An 18,667-nucleotide genomic window follows, 5' to 3' on the forward strand; every position below is an offset into this window, starting at 1 on the left:
ATGGTGTAAAATTTTTCACATTTTATTTGGTAGATATAAAAATAAGATTTATCTTTGCCTTATAAATTTTAACTAAAAACATTTATACGATGAAAAAAATCATTTTATCATTAGTGGCCGTATTTGCTTTTGGCATTGCTTCAGCTCAGGACGGCGATTTTGGCTTTAAAAAAGGTAACCTTTTTTTAGACGGTAACTTTAAGATTCATTCTACCTCTGTAGGATCAACAAAAAGTAATACACTTACATTTACTCCACAGGCAGGATTCTTCCTAACTGATAAGTTTGCCTTGGGTGCAGGACTGATCATTACAAGTGAAAAACAAAAAAGTAATGGAAGCCAAGTAAGTAAGAACACCTCTTTTGGTTTTGATGTTTTTGGACGTTACTACTTCCTTGAATTAGGAAAACGTTTCAAAGTGTATGGTGAAGGTGGTGCATCTTTAAATTTCCCTAGAAGACAAGGAGCAAGTGGTACTGAAAAAGACAAATACACACAATTTGGTATTGGAGTAGGAGCAGGTGTTAATTATTTCGTAACTCCTAAACTTGCTATCAACTTTGTTTTAGCTGATGTGGTATCATTCAAATCTCTTAAGCCTGAAAATAGTGAAGCTGCTAATCAATTTAATGTAAACATCAATGAGTTTAACAACTTCTTTGGAAGCCACGCAGCATTTGGTTTAACTTACATACTTTTCTAAAAGTATAAGGCTTACCTTAATGAATTTTTCAAAAAACACCTCTAAATTAATACTTTTAGAGGTGTTTTTTACTTTTATAGATACAACTTTCATTTATTTTTTATATATTTGTAGTCGGAAAGAAAGATATAATAATATGAAAGCAAAACTATTATGGCTGTTATTGGTCAATCTTACTTTGGCTACAGCTCAAGTTCAAGTGATTCCCGCTCAACTATATCAAAAAGTAGTAGAGCGTGGTTATGAAACACAAGAAGTAGTTACGCGTTTAGCGAACTACTACTACAGTACTCATAACGAGGCGCAAGCACTTAAATACTACCAAAAATTGATGAGAGGGATAGGCTACCAATTAGAACCCATAGAGCATTATCGCTATGCTGTATTGTTGCAAAAAACTAATAAAAATAGCGAAGCTAAAAAGCAAATGAATATCTTTGATGATAAAATGCAATTGCTTTTTACTAAACACCCCAATACAACCCCAAATGATTTAATGGGATTAGTTACTGATGCCGAGAAAGGAACTGTAGTAGAGGGAGCACAAATCCTCTTAATAAATGCTGATGGCGAAACTCTCACCGATACTACCGATATAAATGGATTTTTCGTCTTTTCTGTTAATAAAATATATCCTAACTTCCAAGAAGCCTATATCGAAATACAAAAACCTAACTACGAACTGATGAGTCAGCCTATTGTTTTAACTACAGCTCAACAAAAAGTATATACCTTATTTCCTAATGTTTTTGAGGTGAACAAAGGTGATAATCTCGCAAATATATTCAATATTGATAATATTCACTTCGATTTTGGTCATACTAATATCCGTAAAGATGCCGCTGTACAATTGGCTAAAATAGTCGCTTTTTTAGAAGAAAACCCGTCCTTAAATATCATTGTAAAAGTACATACTGATAGTAGAGGAAACGATAAATACAACAGAGAACTCACTGAAACACAAGCCAAATCTATTGAACAATGGCTTATCAAACAAGGGATTGCTTCCCATCGTATCACCGCCAAAGGTTATGGGGCTACCCAGTTGGTAAATGGTTGTGAAAAAGGGGTACCTTGTACCGAAGAAGAACATCAGGCTAATAAACGTGTAGAGTTTATCGTTGATTAAAAAATACTTGTTAAATATTGATAAAAAATATTTAATGTTTTTTGTTGTTTTGTTAATGAAAAATTCCTATATTTGCACCGTATTTATTAAATGATACGAGAAAATGTGTAGGAAAATGCAAATATTTATGAACACTCTACTGCTTTTCTTTTTAATAAGCACTGTTCATAGCCAGAATATTATCAATAAACTCACTGTTAATACATCTATTCATATTGCTATGTCAAAGTTTGCCACTCCTTTAGTGGTTGAAGTAAAAATACCTAAAGGAGAGACCTCAGTGGGCTTAAAAGTTTCTTTTCCCGAAGGGATAAGCTATTCAAAAATAGAAATACCTCAACAAGAAAAAACTTCTGTCAAGATAGAAAAAACAACAACTTCTACAGCTAATCAACCTATTTTTATAATTACAGCTGCCCCCGAAAGTGTTGTGAAAATTTTAATTCATAGAAATTTTAATAAACAAGTAAAAGCCAATGTAAATTATAGTGATGTAGTAGAAGCTATACTTGGAGGTAAAACAGTAGAAAAACAAACCTCAGAATTTTACCAGCTCAAATTCCCAAAATTAACCACAGCAATGGATCCTATAGAGGTAGGCTCCAAAGGAGAAAATAGAAGAGGATTGACTGTTAAAAATTTAGGTGAGGGTTATATAAAGGAGTTTTACCTATCTATACAATATCCCGATAACATAAAAAACAAAGCTCTTTATTACAAAAAAGAACTTAACTACCATCTGCTCACCCCTGAAACAGCAGTCCCTAAAGAATTTGCTAAAAAAGGATTGTATTTGTACAAAATAAATGTAAAACTATTGAAAAAAGAAGAGGATGCTGAACTCTCTCTTGCTCAAGAATATGAGATTGACAATTGTTTTTCACCAACCCCTATACAATATCAAGTTTATTGGGGAAGTGATTTCTCAACTGAAGGTTTCTTTCAAGTTAGTGAAATAACTAAAAAGATAGTTTCTAACTATACAGTATTAAACAAATTGTCCTACCAAAAAGGAAAAATAACTGGAAAAATAACTGATGAAGTACTGTATAAAGGCAAGGCTATAATAAATACAAAAGATAAAACATTCCAAACGGGTGAAAAATCGTATTTAAAAGTGCAATTACCTAAAGGTATTACTCCTATATTTTCATTAGGAGGCGTGAAAAAAGTATTTCAGTTACCAGAAGGGTTGGTAGAACATACTTTTTTGTTACCACAAGGAAAGAAGAAAAACGATTCTTTTGATTATACCTTAAAGTTGCAAACCAATGAAAAACTATCATTTGTACCTACCTCAAAAATGGTGTATTACACCACAGAAGAAAGTGGTAATGGAGCTTGCGAGGCTGCACTCCTCTATACCTCAATCAAAAAAGAAGTAACCATTCCTATAGACGACCTCTTATTGCACCCTATACAACTAACTGTCGTCAACGATACTTTTACTCACACCACAACGACTCACACCACTGTCTTAGGTAATATCCTCACCAACGATAGTTACAACACTCAATCAATAACCACAGCGAGTGTTACTATTAGCACCACTACTGCATCGGCAAATGAGCCATACATTGCTACTCCTACGGGTGAAGTTGTTTTACCCGCAAACACTTCTGCAGGTATTTACACGTTAACCTACAGTCTTTGTGCCAAAGTAGCTCCTTATAATTGCAGTGGGTTGGCTACTGTTACAGTAGTAGTAAATCCTTCCCCTATACAACTAACTGTCGCCGACGATACTTTTACTCACACCACAACGACTCACACCACCGTCTTAGGTAATATCCTCACCAACGATAGTTACAACACTCAATCGATAACCACAGCGAGTGTTACTATTAGCACCACCACTGCATCCGCAAATGCACCATACATCGCTACTTCTACGGGTGAAGTTGTCCTACCCGCAAACACTTCTGTAGGTATTTATACGTTAACTTACAGTCTTTGTGCCAAAGTAGCTCCTTATAATTGCAGCGGGTTGGCTACTGTTACAGTAGTAGTAAATCCTTCCCCTATACAACTAACTGTTGTCAACGATACTTTTACTCACACCACAACGACTCACAGCACTGTCTTAGGTAATATCCTCACTAACGATAGTTACAACACTCAATCGATAACCACAGCGAGTGTTACTATTAGCACCACCACTGCATCCGCAAATGCACCATACATTGCTACTTCTACGGGTGAAGTTGTCCTACCGGCAAACACTTCTGCTGGTATTTATACGCTAACCTACAGTCTTTGTGCCAAAGTAGCTCCTTATAATTGCAGCGGGTTGGCTACTGTTACAGTAGTAGTAAATCCTTCCCCTATACAACTAACTGTTGTCAACGATACTTTCACTCACACCACAACGACTCACAGCACCGTCTTAGGTAATATCCTCACCAACGATAGTTACAACACTCAATCGATAACCACAGCGAGTGTTACTATCAGCACCACCACTGCATCCGCGAATGTGCCATACATTGCTACTCCTACGGGTGAAGTTGTCCTACCCGCAAAAACTTCTGCTGGTATTTATACGTTAACTTACAGTCTTTGTGCCAAAACAGCCCCTTATAATTGCAGTGGGTTGGCTACTGTTACAGTAGTAGTAAATCCTTCCCCTATACAACTAACTGTTGTCAACGATACTTTTACTCACACCACAACGACTCACACCACCGTCTTAGGTAATATCCTCACCAACGATAGTTACAACACTCAATCGATAACCACAGCGAGTGTTACTATCAGCACTACTACTGCATCGGCGAATACGCCATACATTGCTACTTCTACGGGTGAAGTTGTTTTACCCGCAAATACTTCTGCAGGTATTTATACGCTAACCTACAGTCTTTGTGCCAAAGTAGCCCCTTATAATTGCAGCGGGTTGGCTACTGTTACGGTAATTGTTAGCAAACCTCTCGTGATTGCCCGTGATGATACGTATACCGTTACAGTTGGAACGACTACCATTACCGAAAGTATATACCACAACGATAGTATAGGTGAGCAAACGGCTAACACTTCTTTGGTTAATTTTCAAGCGATTGGAGGTAACAAAGACCGTAATAACTTCTATATTCTGTCGGTTAATTTAGCGGGGAATATCCTTATTCCTCAAGGTACCCCTACGGGTACTTATACTTTGCAATATCGCATTTGTGATATGAACGACATACATAATTGTGCTACGGCTACCATTACAGTGGTGATAACTGAAATCCCGATCCTTCCCGTTGTAGCTCGCGATGATACATATACTGTTACTATAGGAACGACTACCATTACCGAAAGTATATACCACAACGATAGTATAGGCGATCAAATGGTTGATGCTTCTTTGGTTAATTTCCAAGCCATTGGCGGTAGCAAAGACAGTAATAATTTTTATATTTTGTCAGTTAGTTTAGCAGGAAATGTACTTATTCCTCAAGCTACGCCCATTGGTACATATACTTTGGAATATCGCATTTGCGATGTACATCATCGTTCTAATTGTGATAGTGCTACGGTGAGGGTGTCCGTAATTCCTCCCTCCACACCGCCTCCTACCTTGGTGGTAACACCCGATACATTCACTTATACGGGGAATACAATCGTTGGGAATATATTGGATAACGATACGATTAACGATAACCCTATCGAACTACCCGACGACGATATCAATATCGAAGCCGAAGAACCTACCGATAAAGAACCTTACATAGATACAGCCACAGGTGATGTACTTGTGCCTACTCATACACCTGCAGGTACTTATACACTTAATTATGAGTTGTGTATAGAAAATCTCACCATTTGCGACGCTACAACAGTTGAAGTAATTGTGCCTGATGTGCTTACTCCTACTACTCCTACACCTCCTCAACCTCCTCAACCTCAAGATGATAACCCTGCCACTTCACTAACTCCTTATAATGGTATCTCTCTCAATGGGGATAACAAAAATGATTATTTCCATATAGAAGGCATTGAAAAATACCCTGAGAATATAGTTCGAATTTATAATAAAAACGGACTTAAAGTATTTGAAGTAACCGGCTATGATAATAAAAACCAATCGTTTAAAGGTTTTACACAAGGGGAAGTGACTGTTAAAAAATCTTTAGAATTACCCATAGGTACTTATTTTTACTTTATAGAATATACCGATGAAAACCATCAAAAACAAAGAAAAATAGGTTGGTTATATTTGAAAAAATAAACACTAAGTGAAAATATTTTTCACGAGAAGCTGTGTTATTGCGAAAAAATATGTACCTTTGCCCGATTTTACTCCAAATTTAACAAGATAAAATAAGTATAGAAAGTTTAATAAAATGATTAAAAAAGCAGTTTTTTCAGCAGTAACAATGTTATTCTGTACCGAGATTTTTGCCCAACAAGAATCTCAATATACTCAGTATATGTATAATACGATGCTCTTTAACCCTGCTTATACAGGATCGCGTGAAGTGGGGAGCCTCTTTGGAATGTTTCGTACTCAATGGGTAGGTATCAGTGGAGCACCTACAAATGGGAGCATCAGTTATCACCAACCAATGGAACGCTTGCGCAATATAGGCTTGGGCGGGAGTATCTTCCGCGAAAGTATAGGACCTCAAACCCAAACCGATTTGGCGATAGATGTATCGTATACCCTAAACTTTGAAAATTCTAAGTTGGCTTTTGGTATCAATGGATCAGCAAGTATATTTCAAATAGATTATAACGAACTGCGCAAACAAGATAATTCTGATCCCAGTCTTGAGGGCACAGAGAGCGTATTTTCACCTAACATAGGGGCTGGAGTTTATTGGTATACCGATAAATACTACATAGGTTTTTCAGTGCCTAATATGCTCGAAACAACTCATTATAATAACAGTTCAGTATCAGTGTTAAAAAATTCACAACACCTATATTTGATAGGAGGTTATGTATTTGATCTTACTGAGAATACAAAATTCAAACCCGCTGTACTATCTAAAGTATCCTTTGGAGCTCCTTTGCAGTTAGATTTCTCAGCAAACTTTATGTTCAACGAAAAATTTGTGATAGGAGGAGCTTATCGCTGGTCGGCAGCGGTGAGTGTAATGGCAGGTTTTCAAATCAACGACCGTTGGTTTGCAGGGTATGGATATGATTTTGAAACTACCGAATTGCGCAAATACAACTCAGGTTCACACGAAATCTTCTTGCGTTATGAATTGGTAAAAACCTACAAAAAAATCGTATCTCCTCGATTCTTCTAACATCAAAAGAAAAATTCAAGCATAAAATAAAAAAGAAAATTAAACTTATGAAAAAATTTCTTTTAGCTATTACACTAATAGCTCTACAAATAGGCTATGCCCAAAATGAAAAAGATGCTCTCAAAAAAGCAGCTCAACATTATAAAAACTTAGATTATGTAGAGGCTATCAACGCTTATGAGAGTATTGCCAAAAGAGGTACTCAACCTCAAGAACTTTTAGAAAATCTCGGTAATGCTTATTACTACAACGCCGATTATCAACAAGCTAATAAGTGGTATGCCAAGCTTTTTGAAGGCAAAGATGCTAAAACTAACAAGCCTTTCAATATCAAACCTGAATATTACTATCGTTATGCCCAAACTCTCAAAACTGTGGGCGATTACGATAAATCTGATAAGATAATGGATAAGTTTGTTGAATTGGCTGGCAAACAAGATACGCGTGCTGCCCTTTTTCTCAAAAATAGAGATTATCAAGCCGAAGTAAAACGCAATTCAGGGCGTATGGAGCTCAATTTGTTAGAAATCAATACTAAAAAATCGGAATATGGCACAGCTTTCTATGGTGATAACATCGTATATGCTACTTCTAAAAGCGGATTCCTCAAGCGCCGTTCCGATTGGACAGGGGATAATTTCTACAGCCTTTACGAAGCCAATACCGATAGCTTGAAAGCTACTAAAAAATCTAAATTGAACGGTATCAACACTAAATTCAATGAATCAACAGCTGCCTTTACCAAAGATGGCAACACAATGTATTTCACTCGTAACAATTTCATCAACAACGAAGTGAAAACTAATGGAGACCAAACCGTGCTCCTCAAAATCTTTAAAGCAACTAAAGATAAACACGGCAAATGGGGTGATATACAAGAATTGCCTTTCAATAGTAATATCCACAGCGTGGCACACCCTGCTCTCAGTCCCGATGGCAAGTACATTTACTTTTCATCGGATATGAAAGGTACTTTAGGCTCTTCAGATATCTATCGCGCTAAAATCCTCAAAAGCGGTTATGGAAAACCTGAAAACTTAGGTGATCGTATCAATACTTCAGGACGCGAGTCTTTCCCTTTCGTGTCAGACGATAATATCCTTTACTATTCATCTGATGGTTTCCCTGGTTTGGGTGGTTTGGATATCTATGCAGTGAAATTAGATGAAGAAGGTAACCCTATTACTAAACCTGTGAACATAGGGCGTCCCGCCAATAGTGCTGAAGATGATTTTTGTTATGTCATCAATAGTAAAACTAAGATAGGTTATCTCACTTCTAATCGCCCAGGAGGAAAAGGAAGTGACGATATTTATAGTTTTTATGAGCATACACCTTTGCGTTTTACTTGTCAATATAGCCTATCAGGGGTGGTAAAAGATGCTGATACTAAGCAAACTATACCAATGGCAAAAGTAACGCTATGGGGAGCTAACAACACTTTGTTAGAAGAAACTACCGCCGATGAAGAAGGACGTTTTTCCCTTCTCTACACCGCCGATTGTGGTGATTTGCAATTGCTACTCAAATCGGAAAAAGAACAATACCAATCCGGACAACAATCAGTAGCTCTCAATAGCACCCAAAAAGTAACTGCAGAGGTATTGCTCACCCCGGTTCCTCCAGCAACCCCTAAAATAGAGGTAGGTACTGATTTAGCTAAAGTATTGAAAATAGAAAATATCTATTTTGATTATGACAAGGCTAATATCCGCAAAGATGCTGCAGAACAATTGGCTAAAATAGTAGCTATAATGAAAGAACACCCTACAATGAAAGTAGATGTACGCTTGCATACTGATAGCCGTGGTTCTGATAAATATAATTTAGCACTTTCTGAGCGCCGCGCTAAATCTACTATCAAATGGATTGTAAGTCACGGTATTAATAAAAGCAGAATTACAGGTAAAGGGTATGGTGAAACGCAATTGGTAAATGGTTGCTCTAATGGCGTTCCTTGTACCGAAGAGGAACACCAAGCTAACCGCCGAAGTGAGTTTATCATCGTACAATTCTAATTGTACATATCAATATTTTTACTTTGCCAAAGGTTGTAACACATTACTACAACCTTTGGCAAAGTTTTTAATTTTATAACCTATTCAAATTCAGTGTTTAGAAAAATATTTTTACAAATTGTTTCAAAAATATTTGGTAGTTACAACTATTAGTATTTACTTTGCAACACAAAGTGCTTCACCATGGAAGAAAATAAATATTTAGAGGATCTACGTGAAATACGCCAAATGATGCGTAAGTCTACCCTTTTTCTTTCGCTTAGCGGACTTTCGGGGGTATTGGCAGGAGTGTATGCTCTTATGGGAGCAGCAGGAGTGTATGCCTTATTGCAACACCATTATAACTATTATCCGTATGTATATATCGAAAGCAAAACCTTTAAAGCTATTATAGCTATTGCTTTAGCGGTGCTTGTAGCTTCTATTCTCACAGCTTACTTGTTTTCAGTGCGCAAAGCCAAACGCAATGGCGAAACTTTAGTAACACCTACTGCTAAAAGGGCATTGTATAACTTTATGATTCCACTGCTCACAGGAGGCTTGCTCAGTGTGTTGCTTATCAAAAATGAGTACTACGGATTGTTGGCTCCTATGACGCTTATTTTCTACGGTTTGGCGTGTGTGAACGTGAGCAAATACACCTTTGGTGATGTGCATTATCTCGGTATTACCGAAATTATTTTAGGCTTATTAGCTGTATATTTCCCTGGTTACGGACTCTTGTTCTGGACATTAGGTTTTGGCGTATGCCATATTCTCTATGGAGGTATTATGCACTTCAAATATGAACGAAAATAATATATGATGACCGAAATCTTAAAGCGCTATATTGATGCTTCTAATGCTTTTCGCAAAGCAGGGGGCTCTCACGAGGGAGCTATTGCTTTGTACGATTTGTTGTACGACTTGCAAGCTAAAACCCAGCGCACTAAAGAAGAAGAACGTATCCTCGCTGATACCTACACTTTATTAGAATACCACCTTTCGGCTTATGAGACTTTCTTACGCATTGCCGACACTACTAATTATAAGGAGAAAAGCAAACTATTGGTTTTGGAAGATAAAGCTAAAACGCATAAAAATACTTTTTGTATCAAGGATATTCGCAAACTGAGAGCAAAGCAAAGACAGCAACCTTTTCAAATTGGTGATTTCAAGAAAGTAGACGAATTTAGTTTGGATATTGAGTATATCCTTTCAGCGAAAAAAGTAGTGATTTTTAACAAAGAAGTAGAAGGAAAGGATTTTTCATTCTTTATAAACAAAGATACTCCTATAGAAAGCTGTTTTAACAAAATAAAGGAATACTTAGAATGGCTTTCGGATGCTAAAGCGACACTCATTAGCTATTACAATGAGCATTGTGCTGAATATACACCTCAAGCTGATGACAATTGGTACAACACTTTAGAAGTATATAGCGGTCATTTGGATATTGGGAGTATAGGAATCTCTGCTCATATAAGTGCTGGGGATATTTTCTCCCCTGATCATTTGTTAGAAATAGATTTTGAAGGAAAAGAAATTACCCATATAGGATGGGATGGATAATAAATATACTATGAAGACAAAATTTTTTATTACAACCCTATTATTCCTCATAGGAGGGCTCTGCCTAAAAGCACAAACCAATGATACGGATACCCAAAAGGCTATCGCTACTTTGAAGGAGTTTTACAAAGTAATATATGATGATAATTCATGGAAAGAAGAGCAATTTTTAAAATATGTATCTAAGGAATTGTTCAATAAAGTATTTTCTCCCTCTCGCGAAGATAATTCACCAGAATATGACCCTTTTATACAAGCACAAGACTATGAAGCAAAAACTCTTAATCGCAGTTTGAAAATTACCTCTTTAGGTAATGATAGATATAGAGTATGTTTTTTGCTTTCTGACTGGGAAAAGAAGAAAACTTGCGTAGATTATCAATTGAAGAAAAATAACAAAGGGAAATATATGATTACTAATATTTTAAGTGATAAGAATTTCTATATAGAACCCAAAAAGAAAAAGAATTAAAAGACCCCTTGCTGGTTTTATTTATCTATTACCTAAATACCTATTATCTAATTTTGAAGTCTCTTTTAGCACATATCAACAAGTCTTTTGACCATCGTATACGTCTGGCAATCATGTCCGTACTAATGGTTAATGAAAGTGCCGACTTTAATACCCTTAAAGAACTTCTGGGTGTTACAGATGGCAACTTGGCCAGCCATACCCGTGCCTTGGAAGCTGAAGAGTATATCACTATTGAAAAATCGTTTATAGGGCGCAAAACTAATACAACTTATAAAGTAACTGAAAAGGGTCGAGAGGCTTTCCAAGAACATTTAAATGCACTCGAGAAGATTATTGGGAAATTAGCAGATTAGTAAATTTGCCAATTTGCCCCCGAACCCCCGAAGGAGGACAATCTGTAAAGGAGGAATATTATCTCCTTTCTTTTTTATATACTTACTTTGAATTACAAAGCGCTTTAGTGTTAATTATTAATTGTAAATTTAAATATTATGTATCCAGAAAAACCATCAACAACATCTAATGTATGGCAATCAAACACTTTTCGTTTGATGCTTATTGGGGCACTTACTTTGGTATTGCTCATTCCGCTCTTATTAGTGCAAAACTTAGTGAGAGAACGCAAAGAACGTCAGCAGGAGGTTATCAATGAGATTGATAGCAAATGGGGGCGCGAGGTCTTTTTCTATGGACCTATTCTCAAAATCCCTTATAAGGTGTATAGCGACAAGAACAAAAATGTTTTTGAAACTCAATATGCTTATTTCTTCCCCGAGGAATTGAAAAATACTTCGAATGTAAAAACGGAGGTGAAGAAGCGCAATAACTATGAGTCGGTGGTGTTTAATGCAACTATGGATTTTACAGGTAGTTATGTAGCTCCTAACTTTACAGCTAAAGGAATTGCTAATGAGGATATCAGTTGGGATAAGGCTACAATTCTCATCCGTACTACTAACCTTGCGAGTATCAAAAACGGGGTAAGCATTCAATTAGGGGGTAAGACTTACGCTTTTGAACCTATCTATGAGCAAAGTGATAATGAAAATTATTACTCTGATTATGAGAGTAAAGCTAATGAGGTGTCCTCACTTGAAACAGGTTTTATCAACTATCAGGAGTTTTTGGCAAACCCGTCGTTTAGTTTTACGGTGCAGTACGATGGTAGCAAGAAGATAGCTATTGTACCTATCGGGAAGACGACCGAGGGCACACTTACTTCCAATTGGGCTGACCCCAGCTTTACTGGTAGCTTTTTGCCTTATACTAAACAGATAAATACCAATGGGTTTAACGCTTCGTGGAAGGTGTTGCACATCAATCGTCCGTTTGCACAACAATCGTTTGGAAGTTTGCCAAGCATTGCGCAATACACTTATGATGTAGATTTTATCATTCCTGTAGACCAATATCAACAGAATGAACGCGCTACTAAATACGGTTATTTGGTTATCTTTCTTACTTTCTTGATATTCTTCTTGATACAAAGTATCAGCAAGATAAAGATTCATATCTTTCAATATTCAATGATAGGTTTATCCCTTATCTTGTTCTACACCTTACTTATTTCTATTACTGAACACAGTAGTTTCTCGTTTGCTTACTTTATATCATCGGTAATGACGGTAGTACTAATTAGTTTCTATTCGGTTTCTATACTGAAAAATAAGAAGTTTCCTATTTTTATAGGACTTTCGTTAGCGGCACTCTACGGATTTATTTATGTGATTATTCAGCTTGAAAACTATGCTTTATTAGTGGGCAGTATTGGTTTATTTACCATTTTAGCTATTGTGATGTACGTATCGCGAAAAGTGGAGTGGGAGAGTAGGGGGTAGATGTCAGGTTATAGGTTTTAGGTCTTAGGGGATAGGTAAAAAAAGATTCCTAAAAAGTGTATTTTTTTAGGAATCCTTTTTTATATTTGTGATATATGAAATGGTTCTATTTCTTTTGATGTTCTTCCCATCGTGTGTTTTTACGCTTTTAAGTACTCTATTCTTACATTTCTATCCCACATTATTAGGGTGACTTTTTCTATTTGATCATCAGATAGATGTAGGATAATTCCGTAATCAGAGAAAGGGTATCCCATTTCATCATATCCATACCCTCTTAACTCTATGAAGTTATCGTTACTTTTAATAATTTTCATAGGTTTAGGAGCCATTTGAATATTCCCAAAAATAGGGTTATCTTCTCTTAAGTTATGAATACTTACTAAAAATGTTTTATTATCACCGAAAACATCATCGTCATATTCTTCTATTAGAATACCACGATAAGCACCTTTGTTATTAGCGTCAGACTTTACGCCATTATTGTATCTGATATGATTGTCAGATATAAAATGAGTGTTTAAATCAATACTTGTCATTTGTTTATTTTTTGTTAATACTAGATTTGTTTTATGAGAACAATGACAATTGTTGTGGTTTTTGCTCAATTGTCTTTCCATCTTTTAAAAGCTGTTTACTTACTGTTTTAAAATTGTCTTTGTTGATGATGATAAGTTTTTTATCCTCTCTTATTAACTGTCTATTCAAGTCGTATTTAGGGTTACCCTCATCAGTTAGAGGATTGTAAATAACAGCTCTTGGAATATTGTAATCTGCTGCGAACTCCATAGCTAAACGTGATCCACTATCATTGCCCAAATTATTTTTAACATAGCTTGCTGTGAGTATAATTGTATCGCTGAATAAAGCTTGGAGTCTATCTCTTTCCTTGTATCTTGCGAATAATTCCATTTTAGAGTAAGGTTCTGTGAAGTATTCAGTAACTAATAGACCTTCCTTAGCTACAATTTCTTCAGCTAAACCTTTGTTAGATGGCGGAATAATACTGTTCAGTGCACTTGGTAGAATAGCAACTGTTTTTCCGTTTGATTTTAAAGCTTGTATGTGAGCTACACTATCGCAACCTAAAGCTAGACCACTTACAATGGTAGCCCCATTTAGCACTAACTCATTCACTACTTCTTGCTCTATTTCTTCTGTGTATAGGTCTGGTTTTAACAAGCCTATGATAGCAATATTCTTATTACTTTTGTTTAATAAGTTAATATCGCCTTTATAGAATAAGAAGATAGGCTGTTCACTTGTTTTTACATTTCCTCTATGTAAAGGAAAATTGTTGTCTCCAAAAGCAACTAAGCCATCGGCAAAGCCAACCATAGTTTTAACTATGGTTTCAACTTTATTGCGTTTATCAATAAAGTCTTGTACCGTTGTTTTAAGACTCGTAGCTAATTTTTCCAAAGAGTCTTTAGGATTAAAATTTCGTACTATCCAAGCTTTTCCAACGCCTTTATAGTAAAGTGCTGTAAGTACATTTAAAGCATTTTTTGTATATAATATCATATTAGTATTTTAAATAGCCTATTGAATAAAATATTACTTTGTTAGCACCATTATCATATAGAGCTTGTATCATATCTTCATCTATATTGATACTATAGGTATACAAATCGTCTATTAACAATATGTTTTTTTCTCTAATTTCAGGTGAAAAACTACAAGTATCTTTTGAAATTCCTATATAAGGAGAGGGGAGTTCTGAATAACCTGAAAAAGGAAAATGATTTTGATGAGTTGTCATAGTTCTCACAGTCCTCTTAATATAGTCTACACCATTATTAAGCCTATATTCAGATTCTTTTACAAAAGTACGAATAGTTTCTTTAAAAAGCAATTGAGAAGGTTTATAATCATTTTCTGGTTTAGCCCTTGGAACTACACAAACATATAAAGGCAAACTTTGTTCTCTTAATATTTGAGCTAAATCTTCCTTTAAATTCTGATACAATTTTTCTGTTGCTTGCTTTAGTCTTTCTGATTCAAGAGTAAATTGATTGTTGTCATTTTTAAGATAATTAATGTGAAGAGTTTGACTCTCTGGGTTACTCATTGACTTATAGAGAGTATGATAATACCCTTCTACATCTTGTTTTAAAAAACTATTAGCTTCAATTACAAATTTTTCCATATAAATTAAAAAATTACTTTGTTAATATTCTGTTCTAAAATCCCTACTTTTATAGCATTTTCTATTTCAGTATCATCATCTTCAAATATTACCACTGAAGAAGTTGCTAACTGTAAGCTATTAATAGCTTCTTTGTATTTGTTACCCCCCTCAGAAAATACTTTATCTGTGAAATAGAGCTCAAGGTTATGATAGGAAAGCGTTTGTTTAGCTCTTTCTCTATGACATTTTGTTACTAAAATTACAGCATTAGTTTTGTGATAGTTTTGCAGTAGAATCATTAAATCTTTATTTACTACTGTCTTACTTAAATAGTCTTTGTACTTATCTTCTTTAAGTCTGACTATTTTTTCAAAATCTGAGACTTGAATATTAGGAAATATCTTTTTTAAATCATTTCTTGTGAAGCGTTTTTTTCTATCATAAGAAAGCTCAATTTCAAAGATTTTTTTTATTGCATAGTGGTACGCTAAATAGTTAGCATAATCAGTATCTACTAATGTACCATCTAAATCAATAAGAAAAATAGTTTTCTCTGAAACTTTGGTAGCATAAAATGCAGTGTATTGCTTCATAAACATAATGAGAACTTTAATAAGTTGTTTATGTTAAGCGAAGAAGTCTTTATTCTTTTTGAAGAAGCAGTTGCATACGGCAAAGGAAAGCACTTGCGTGCTTCCTTTGCTCCATAGGCTAACTCATTCTGTATTACCTAAATTGTAGAAATGTACCAGATTTCCGACAACAGAATAAAGCTAACGCTATTATAAAAACAAAAAGCGTGAATTACTTACAATCTGTTGTCAGGAGTTCTGGTAAACTTTGTAATACAGAAAGTGTAACCCACGCATATAACGCAGGCATCAACTTTTTGTAACTGTATTACTTTTGAAATTTACCAGATTTCTGACAACAGCACAAAAGCTAACGCTTTTAATATGTCTAATTTTGGTGCATAGTTACGGCGAATTTTTATACTATACAAATATTTTAACATTTATTTTTGGTAGTAAAATCGTAAGTGATTAAAATTCAATAGTTAGTAAGTGTTGCGGAGGGAGAGCAACTTTGCCAAAGTAGAAGAGATGTCAGGTATCAGGTGTTAGGTATCAGGTGTCAGGTGCAAATTAAAAAAAGGCTGCCAGATAAAATCTGGCAGCCCTCATTGTGTAATTACACAATTTTTAAATAAAAGCAATATTACGTATGAAAAATGTATCTTTCAAAATTAATTCAGTTGGATTTCATCTACGAAGAGTAGGGCAGGGGTGCCTTTGCCTTCGTGCCATTCGGGGATTATAGTACCTTTGAGCACTACTTTTACATAACGGGTTTTAGTTTTAGCAAAATTTAAACTGATAGGTACTCGCTTGATAGGGTCGGTTTTTTCGGCAATTTTCAAAGGTTGCTGAGCAATGAGCTGGAAGTTTTTGCCATCGGGGGAACTATAAATAGCAACTTCTGAGGCGGGGAATATCCAGTTAGGGGTATCGGCTAAACTACCTGCTTTTAAATTGCTGATTTCTTCTTCTTTACCCAAATCAATCACTGCTTCTACTCCTACACGACCTGGAAAGCCTACCCAATGTCCATCGATATAAGAATCTTCACCTATTTGGGCATCGACTAAGGCTGTAGCTCCTCCAAAAGTATATTTAGGGTTGGTTTCGGTGAGTAATTGTATTTTTTTGTAAGTAGCTTTGTTGAATAAGGATTGATAGCTAAACACTCCGCTTATAGTATCCTTATGTATGGCAACAGCTTTGAGTAGTAACTCATTGCTCAACTTAATAGGTTGGGTATAGAGTGTTTTGCTCGCATTGGGGGTAGAGCCATCGGTAGTGTAGTACACCTTGCCATCACCTACGGTGAGGAGCTCTACTTGAATGCCGTCTTTATTGGCAGCTGGTTGGATTACAGGGGTAACTCCCATTATGTGTTTGGCGTAGTGATAACCTTTTAACTGATAATAGTTTAGCAGGTTTCCCAAACGTTTTAGGAAATTAGGAAAATTCTTTTTCTCGGGAGCTGTCCATTGCACTTCGGCTAAGGCAGCTAATCGAGGTAAAAGCATATATTGAGCGTGTGCAGGGCTCGCGATGTATTCTGTCCATAAATTAGCTTGTGCTCCTAAAATGTATTTACCTTGTTCAGGGGTGAGTTTAGGGTCGATAGGCTCGTAGTCATACACCTTTTTTACGGGGAGGTATTCACCTATGGAAAGTGGTTCTTTGGTAGGGTCTTCTCCTTGATTATAATCGAAATACAAACTGTAGTGAGGGGTCATAATAGCACGGTTGTGGCGTTGTGCTGCTGCGATCCCCCCTTCGGTGCCTCGCCACGACATTACAATCGCATCTTGTGAGATATTGTTACCCTCTAAAATCTCGTCCCAGCCAATTACTTCTCTACCTTTCTTTTTTAGGAATTGCTCTATACGCGATACTACATAACCCTGCAATTGTTGCTCGGCAGTGTGTTTTCCATCGCCTTTTAAGCCTAAAGCTTTGATTTTAGCCTGACATTTAGGACATTCTTTCCAACGTGTTTTGGGACACTCATCACCTCCTATATGAATGTATTTAGAAGGGAAAAGTTCGGTAAGTTCATCAAAAACGTCTTCTAAAAACTTGTATGAAGCCTCGTTGCCAGCACAAAGCACATCGTCGAACACTCCCCATTTGGTGCCTACAGCATAATCTTTACCGGTACAACCTAACTCAGGATAAGCGGTGAGTACAGCGAGGGTATGCCCAGGTATATCAATTTCGGGGATAATGGTGATATAACGGTCTTGAGCGTATTTTACGATTTCCTTTATTTGCTCTTGAGTGTAGTATCCGCCATAAGGTTTGCCGTCGAATTGATGGGGTTTATCTTTGAGCAAATGCCCGATAAGCGTTTCTTTACGCATTGAACCTACCTCAGTAAGGCGAGGGTATTTTTTGATTTCAATACGCCAACCTTGGTCGTCGGTGAGATGCCAATGGAATTTATTGAGGTTGTGCAGAGCGAGTATATCAATATACTGCTTGATAAAATCTACAGTAAAGAAATGGCGACTCACATCAAAGTGCATTCCGCGATAAGCAAAGCGTGGAGCATCGTTTATAACTACGGTTGGAAAAACTAAGGCTTTAGGGTGGGTTACATCCATAGATTTGCGCAAAGTTTGAATACCGTAGAACACACCGGCAGGGCTTGCCCCATCAATAGTTATTTGGTCGCTTGTTACAGTGAGCTGATAAGCCTCTTGGTTTGCGTTTTGCAAATCGGTTTTCAATACAATGCGTTTGCCATTGGTTACTCCAGCTTGTGTTTTTATAGGCATTCCTGAAAGTTCTTGAATATAAGAAGCTAAAAAGGAAGCGTTCTTTTCCTGTAAAGCGTTGCCTTGCGGATAAGTAATAACCGTTTTGGCATCTAATTGAAAAGGCTCTTGCTCAGTGTATTCAATAGATTGTGGTAGTGGAATTACCTCATAATTCACTACAGGTTTTGTTTCTTTACAGCAAGCCATCAAACACAAGGCAAGCGTGCTGAATAAAAGTTTTTTCATT

General features: G+C 36.2%; 15 protein-coding genes. 10 read left to right on the forward strand and 5 right to left on the reverse strand.

The features are described from left to right. The first annotated feature begins 89 nt into the window (after nt 1-89). From CBG49_RS07165 to creD, 10 genes are all read left to right on the forward strand, one after another. Entirely contained in the window at nt 90-704 is a 615-nt protein-coding gene (locus CBG49_RS07165) for an outer membrane beta-barrel protein (protein ID WP_088593960.1), read from the forward strand. A gap of 136 nt (nt 705-840) precedes the next feature. Next, entirely contained in the window at nt 841-1,833 is a 993-nt protein-coding gene (locus CBG49_RS07170) for an OmpA family protein (protein ID WP_088593961.1), read from the forward strand. Nucleotides 1,834-1,960: 127 nt separating this feature from the next. After that, entirely contained in the window at nt 1,961-6,046 is a 4,086-nt protein-coding gene (locus tag CBG49_RS07175; protein ID WP_157668375.1) for a gliding motility-associated C-terminal domain-containing protein, read from the forward strand. A gap of 115 nt (nt 6,047-6,161) precedes the next feature. Then, a complete protein-coding gene (locus CBG49_RS07180) occupies nt 6,162-7,076 on the forward strand; it encodes a PorP/SprF family type IX secretion system membrane protein (RefSeq protein WP_088593963.1) in 915 nt (304 codons plus the stop codon). Between the two features lie 47 nt (nt 7,077-7,123). Beyond that, nucleotides 7,124-9,094, forward strand: a complete 1,971-nt coding sequence (locus tag CBG49_RS07185) for an OmpA family protein (protein WP_088593964.1) — start codon at nt 7,124-7,126, stop codon at nt 9,092-9,094. A 183-nt stretch (nt 9,095-9,277) separates the two neighbouring features. After that, on the forward strand, nt 9,278-9,892 hold the full coding sequence (locus CBG49_RS07190) for a hypothetical protein (RefSeq protein WP_088593965.1): 615 nt from the start codon (nt 9,278-9,280) through the stop codon (nt 9,890-9,892). A gap of 6 nt (nt 9,893-9,898) precedes the next feature. Beyond that, nucleotides 9,899-10,645 (forward strand): hypothetical protein, encoded by a 747-nt coding sequence (locus tag CBG49_RS07195; protein ID WP_088593966.1) that lies wholly within the window; start codon nt 9,899-9,901, stop codon nt 10,643-10,645. Between the two features lie 10 nt (nt 10,646-10,655). Continuing rightward, nucleotides 10,656-11,117, forward strand: a complete 462-nt coding sequence (locus CBG49_RS07200; protein ID WP_088595284.1) for a hypothetical protein — start codon at nt 10,656-10,658, stop codon at nt 11,115-11,117. A gap of 53 nt (nt 11,118-11,170) precedes the next feature. Continuing rightward, a complete protein-coding gene (locus tag CBG49_RS07205; protein ID WP_088593967.1) occupies nt 11,171-11,473 on the forward strand; it encodes a winged helix-turn-helix domain-containing protein in 303 nt (100 codons plus the stop codon). A 138-nt stretch (nt 11,474-11,611) separates the two neighbouring features. Beyond that, complete coding sequence (creD, locus tag CBG49_RS07210; protein WP_088593968.1) at nt 11,612-12,958, forward strand: cell envelope integrity protein CreD; 1,347 nt, start codon at nt 11,612-11,614, stop codon at nt 12,956-12,958. A gap of 140 nt (nt 12,959-13,098) precedes the next feature. Here creD and CBG49_RS07215 read toward each other — a convergent pair whose 3' ends face one another. The 5 genes from CBG49_RS07215 to CBG49_RS07235 form a co-directional block, all read right to left on the reverse strand. Continuing rightward, nucleotides 13,099-13,497, reverse strand: coding sequence for a hypothetical protein (locus CBG49_RS07215; RefSeq protein WP_088593969.1), 399 nt, complete (start codon nt 13,495-13,497; stop codon nt 13,099-13,101). A gap of 31 nt (nt 13,498-13,528) precedes the next feature. Continuing rightward, a complete protein-coding gene (locus tag CBG49_RS07220) occupies nt 13,529-14,482 on the reverse strand; it encodes a DNA-processing protein DprA (RefSeq protein WP_227002990.1) in 954 nt (317 codons plus the stop codon). Between the two features lies 1 nt (nt 14,483). Continuing rightward, nucleotides 14,484-15,107: a hypothetical protein gene (locus CBG49_RS07225; protein WP_227002991.1), complete on the reverse strand. Its 624-nt coding sequence runs from the start codon at nt 15,105-15,107 to the stop codon at nt 14,484-14,486. A gap of 5 nt (nt 15,108-15,112) precedes the next feature. Beyond that, nucleotides 15,113-15,688, reverse strand: a complete 576-nt coding sequence (locus tag CBG49_RS07230; protein ID WP_088593970.1) for an HAD family hydrolase — start codon at nt 15,686-15,688, stop codon at nt 15,113-15,115. Nucleotides 15,689-16,335: 647 nt separating this feature from the next. Continuing rightward, on the reverse strand, nt 16,336-18,666 hold the full coding sequence (locus CBG49_RS07235) for a glycoside hydrolase family 20 protein (RefSeq protein WP_088593971.1): 2,331 nt from the start codon (nt 18,664-18,666) through the stop codon (nt 16,336-16,338). Nucleotide 18,667 lies beyond the last annotated feature (1 nt).

Source organism: Capnocytophaga endodontalis (genome assembly GCF_002209445.1).
Lineage (GTDB): Bacteria > Bacteroidota > Bacteroidia > Flavobacteriales > Flavobacteriaceae > Capnocytophaga > Capnocytophaga periodontitidis.

What these genes read in the sequence shown, in the direction of transcription:
- CBG49_RS07235 (WP_088593971.1), bottom strand. Translation starts at nt 18,666, where the DNA reads ATGAAAAAACTTTTATTCAGCACGCTTGCCTTGTGTTTGATGGCTTGC.
- CBG49_RS07190 (WP_088593965.1), top strand. Translation starts at nt 9,278, where the DNA reads ATGGAAGAAAATAAATATTTAGAGGATCTACGTGAAATACGCCAAATG.
- CBG49_RS07195 (WP_088593966.1), top strand. Translation starts at nt 9,899, where the DNA reads ATGACCGAAATCTTAAAGCGCTATATTGATGCTTCTAATGCTTTTCGC.
- creD (WP_088593968.1), top strand. Translation starts at nt 11,612, where the DNA reads ATGTATCCAGAAAAACCATCAACAACATCTAATGTATGGCAATCAAAC.
- CBG49_RS07220 (WP_227002990.1), bottom strand. Translation starts at nt 14,482, where the DNA reads ATGATATTATATACAAAAAATGCTTTAAATGTACTTACAGCACTTTAC.
- CBG49_RS07170 (WP_088593961.1), top strand. Translation starts at nt 841, where the DNA reads ATGAAAGCAAAACTATTATGGCTGTTATTGGTCAATCTTACTTTGGCT.
- CBG49_RS07180 (WP_088593963.1), top strand. Translation starts at nt 6,162, where the DNA reads ATGATTAAAAAAGCAGTTTTTTCAGCAGTAACAATGTTATTCTGTACC.
- CBG49_RS07175 (WP_157668375.1), top strand. Translation starts at nt 1,961, where the DNA reads ATGAACACTCTACTGCTTTTCTTTTTAATAAGCACTGTTCATAGCCAG.
- CBG49_RS07230 (WP_088593970.1), bottom strand. Translation starts at nt 15,688, where the DNA reads ATGTTTATGAAGCAATACACTGCATTTTATGCTACCAAAGTTTCAGAG.
- CBG49_RS07185 (WP_088593964.1), top strand. Translation starts at nt 7,124, where the DNA reads ATGAAAAAATTTCTTTTAGCTATTACACTAATAGCTCTACAAATAGGC.
- CBG49_RS07165 (WP_088593960.1), top strand. Translation starts at nt 90, where the DNA reads ATGAAAAAAATCATTTTATCATTAGTGGCCGTATTTGCTTTTGGCATT.
- CBG49_RS07225 (WP_227002991.1), bottom strand. Translation starts at nt 15,107, where the DNA reads ATGGAAAAATTTGTAATTGAAGCTAATAGTTTTTTAAAACAAGATGTA.
- CBG49_RS07200 (WP_088595284.1), top strand. Translation starts at nt 10,656, where the DNA reads ATGAAGACAAAATTTTTTATTACAACCCTATTATTCCTCATAGGAGGG.
- CBG49_RS07215 (WP_088593969.1), bottom strand. Translation starts at nt 13,497, where the DNA reads ATGACAAGTATTGATTTAAACACTCATTTTATATCTGACAATCATATC.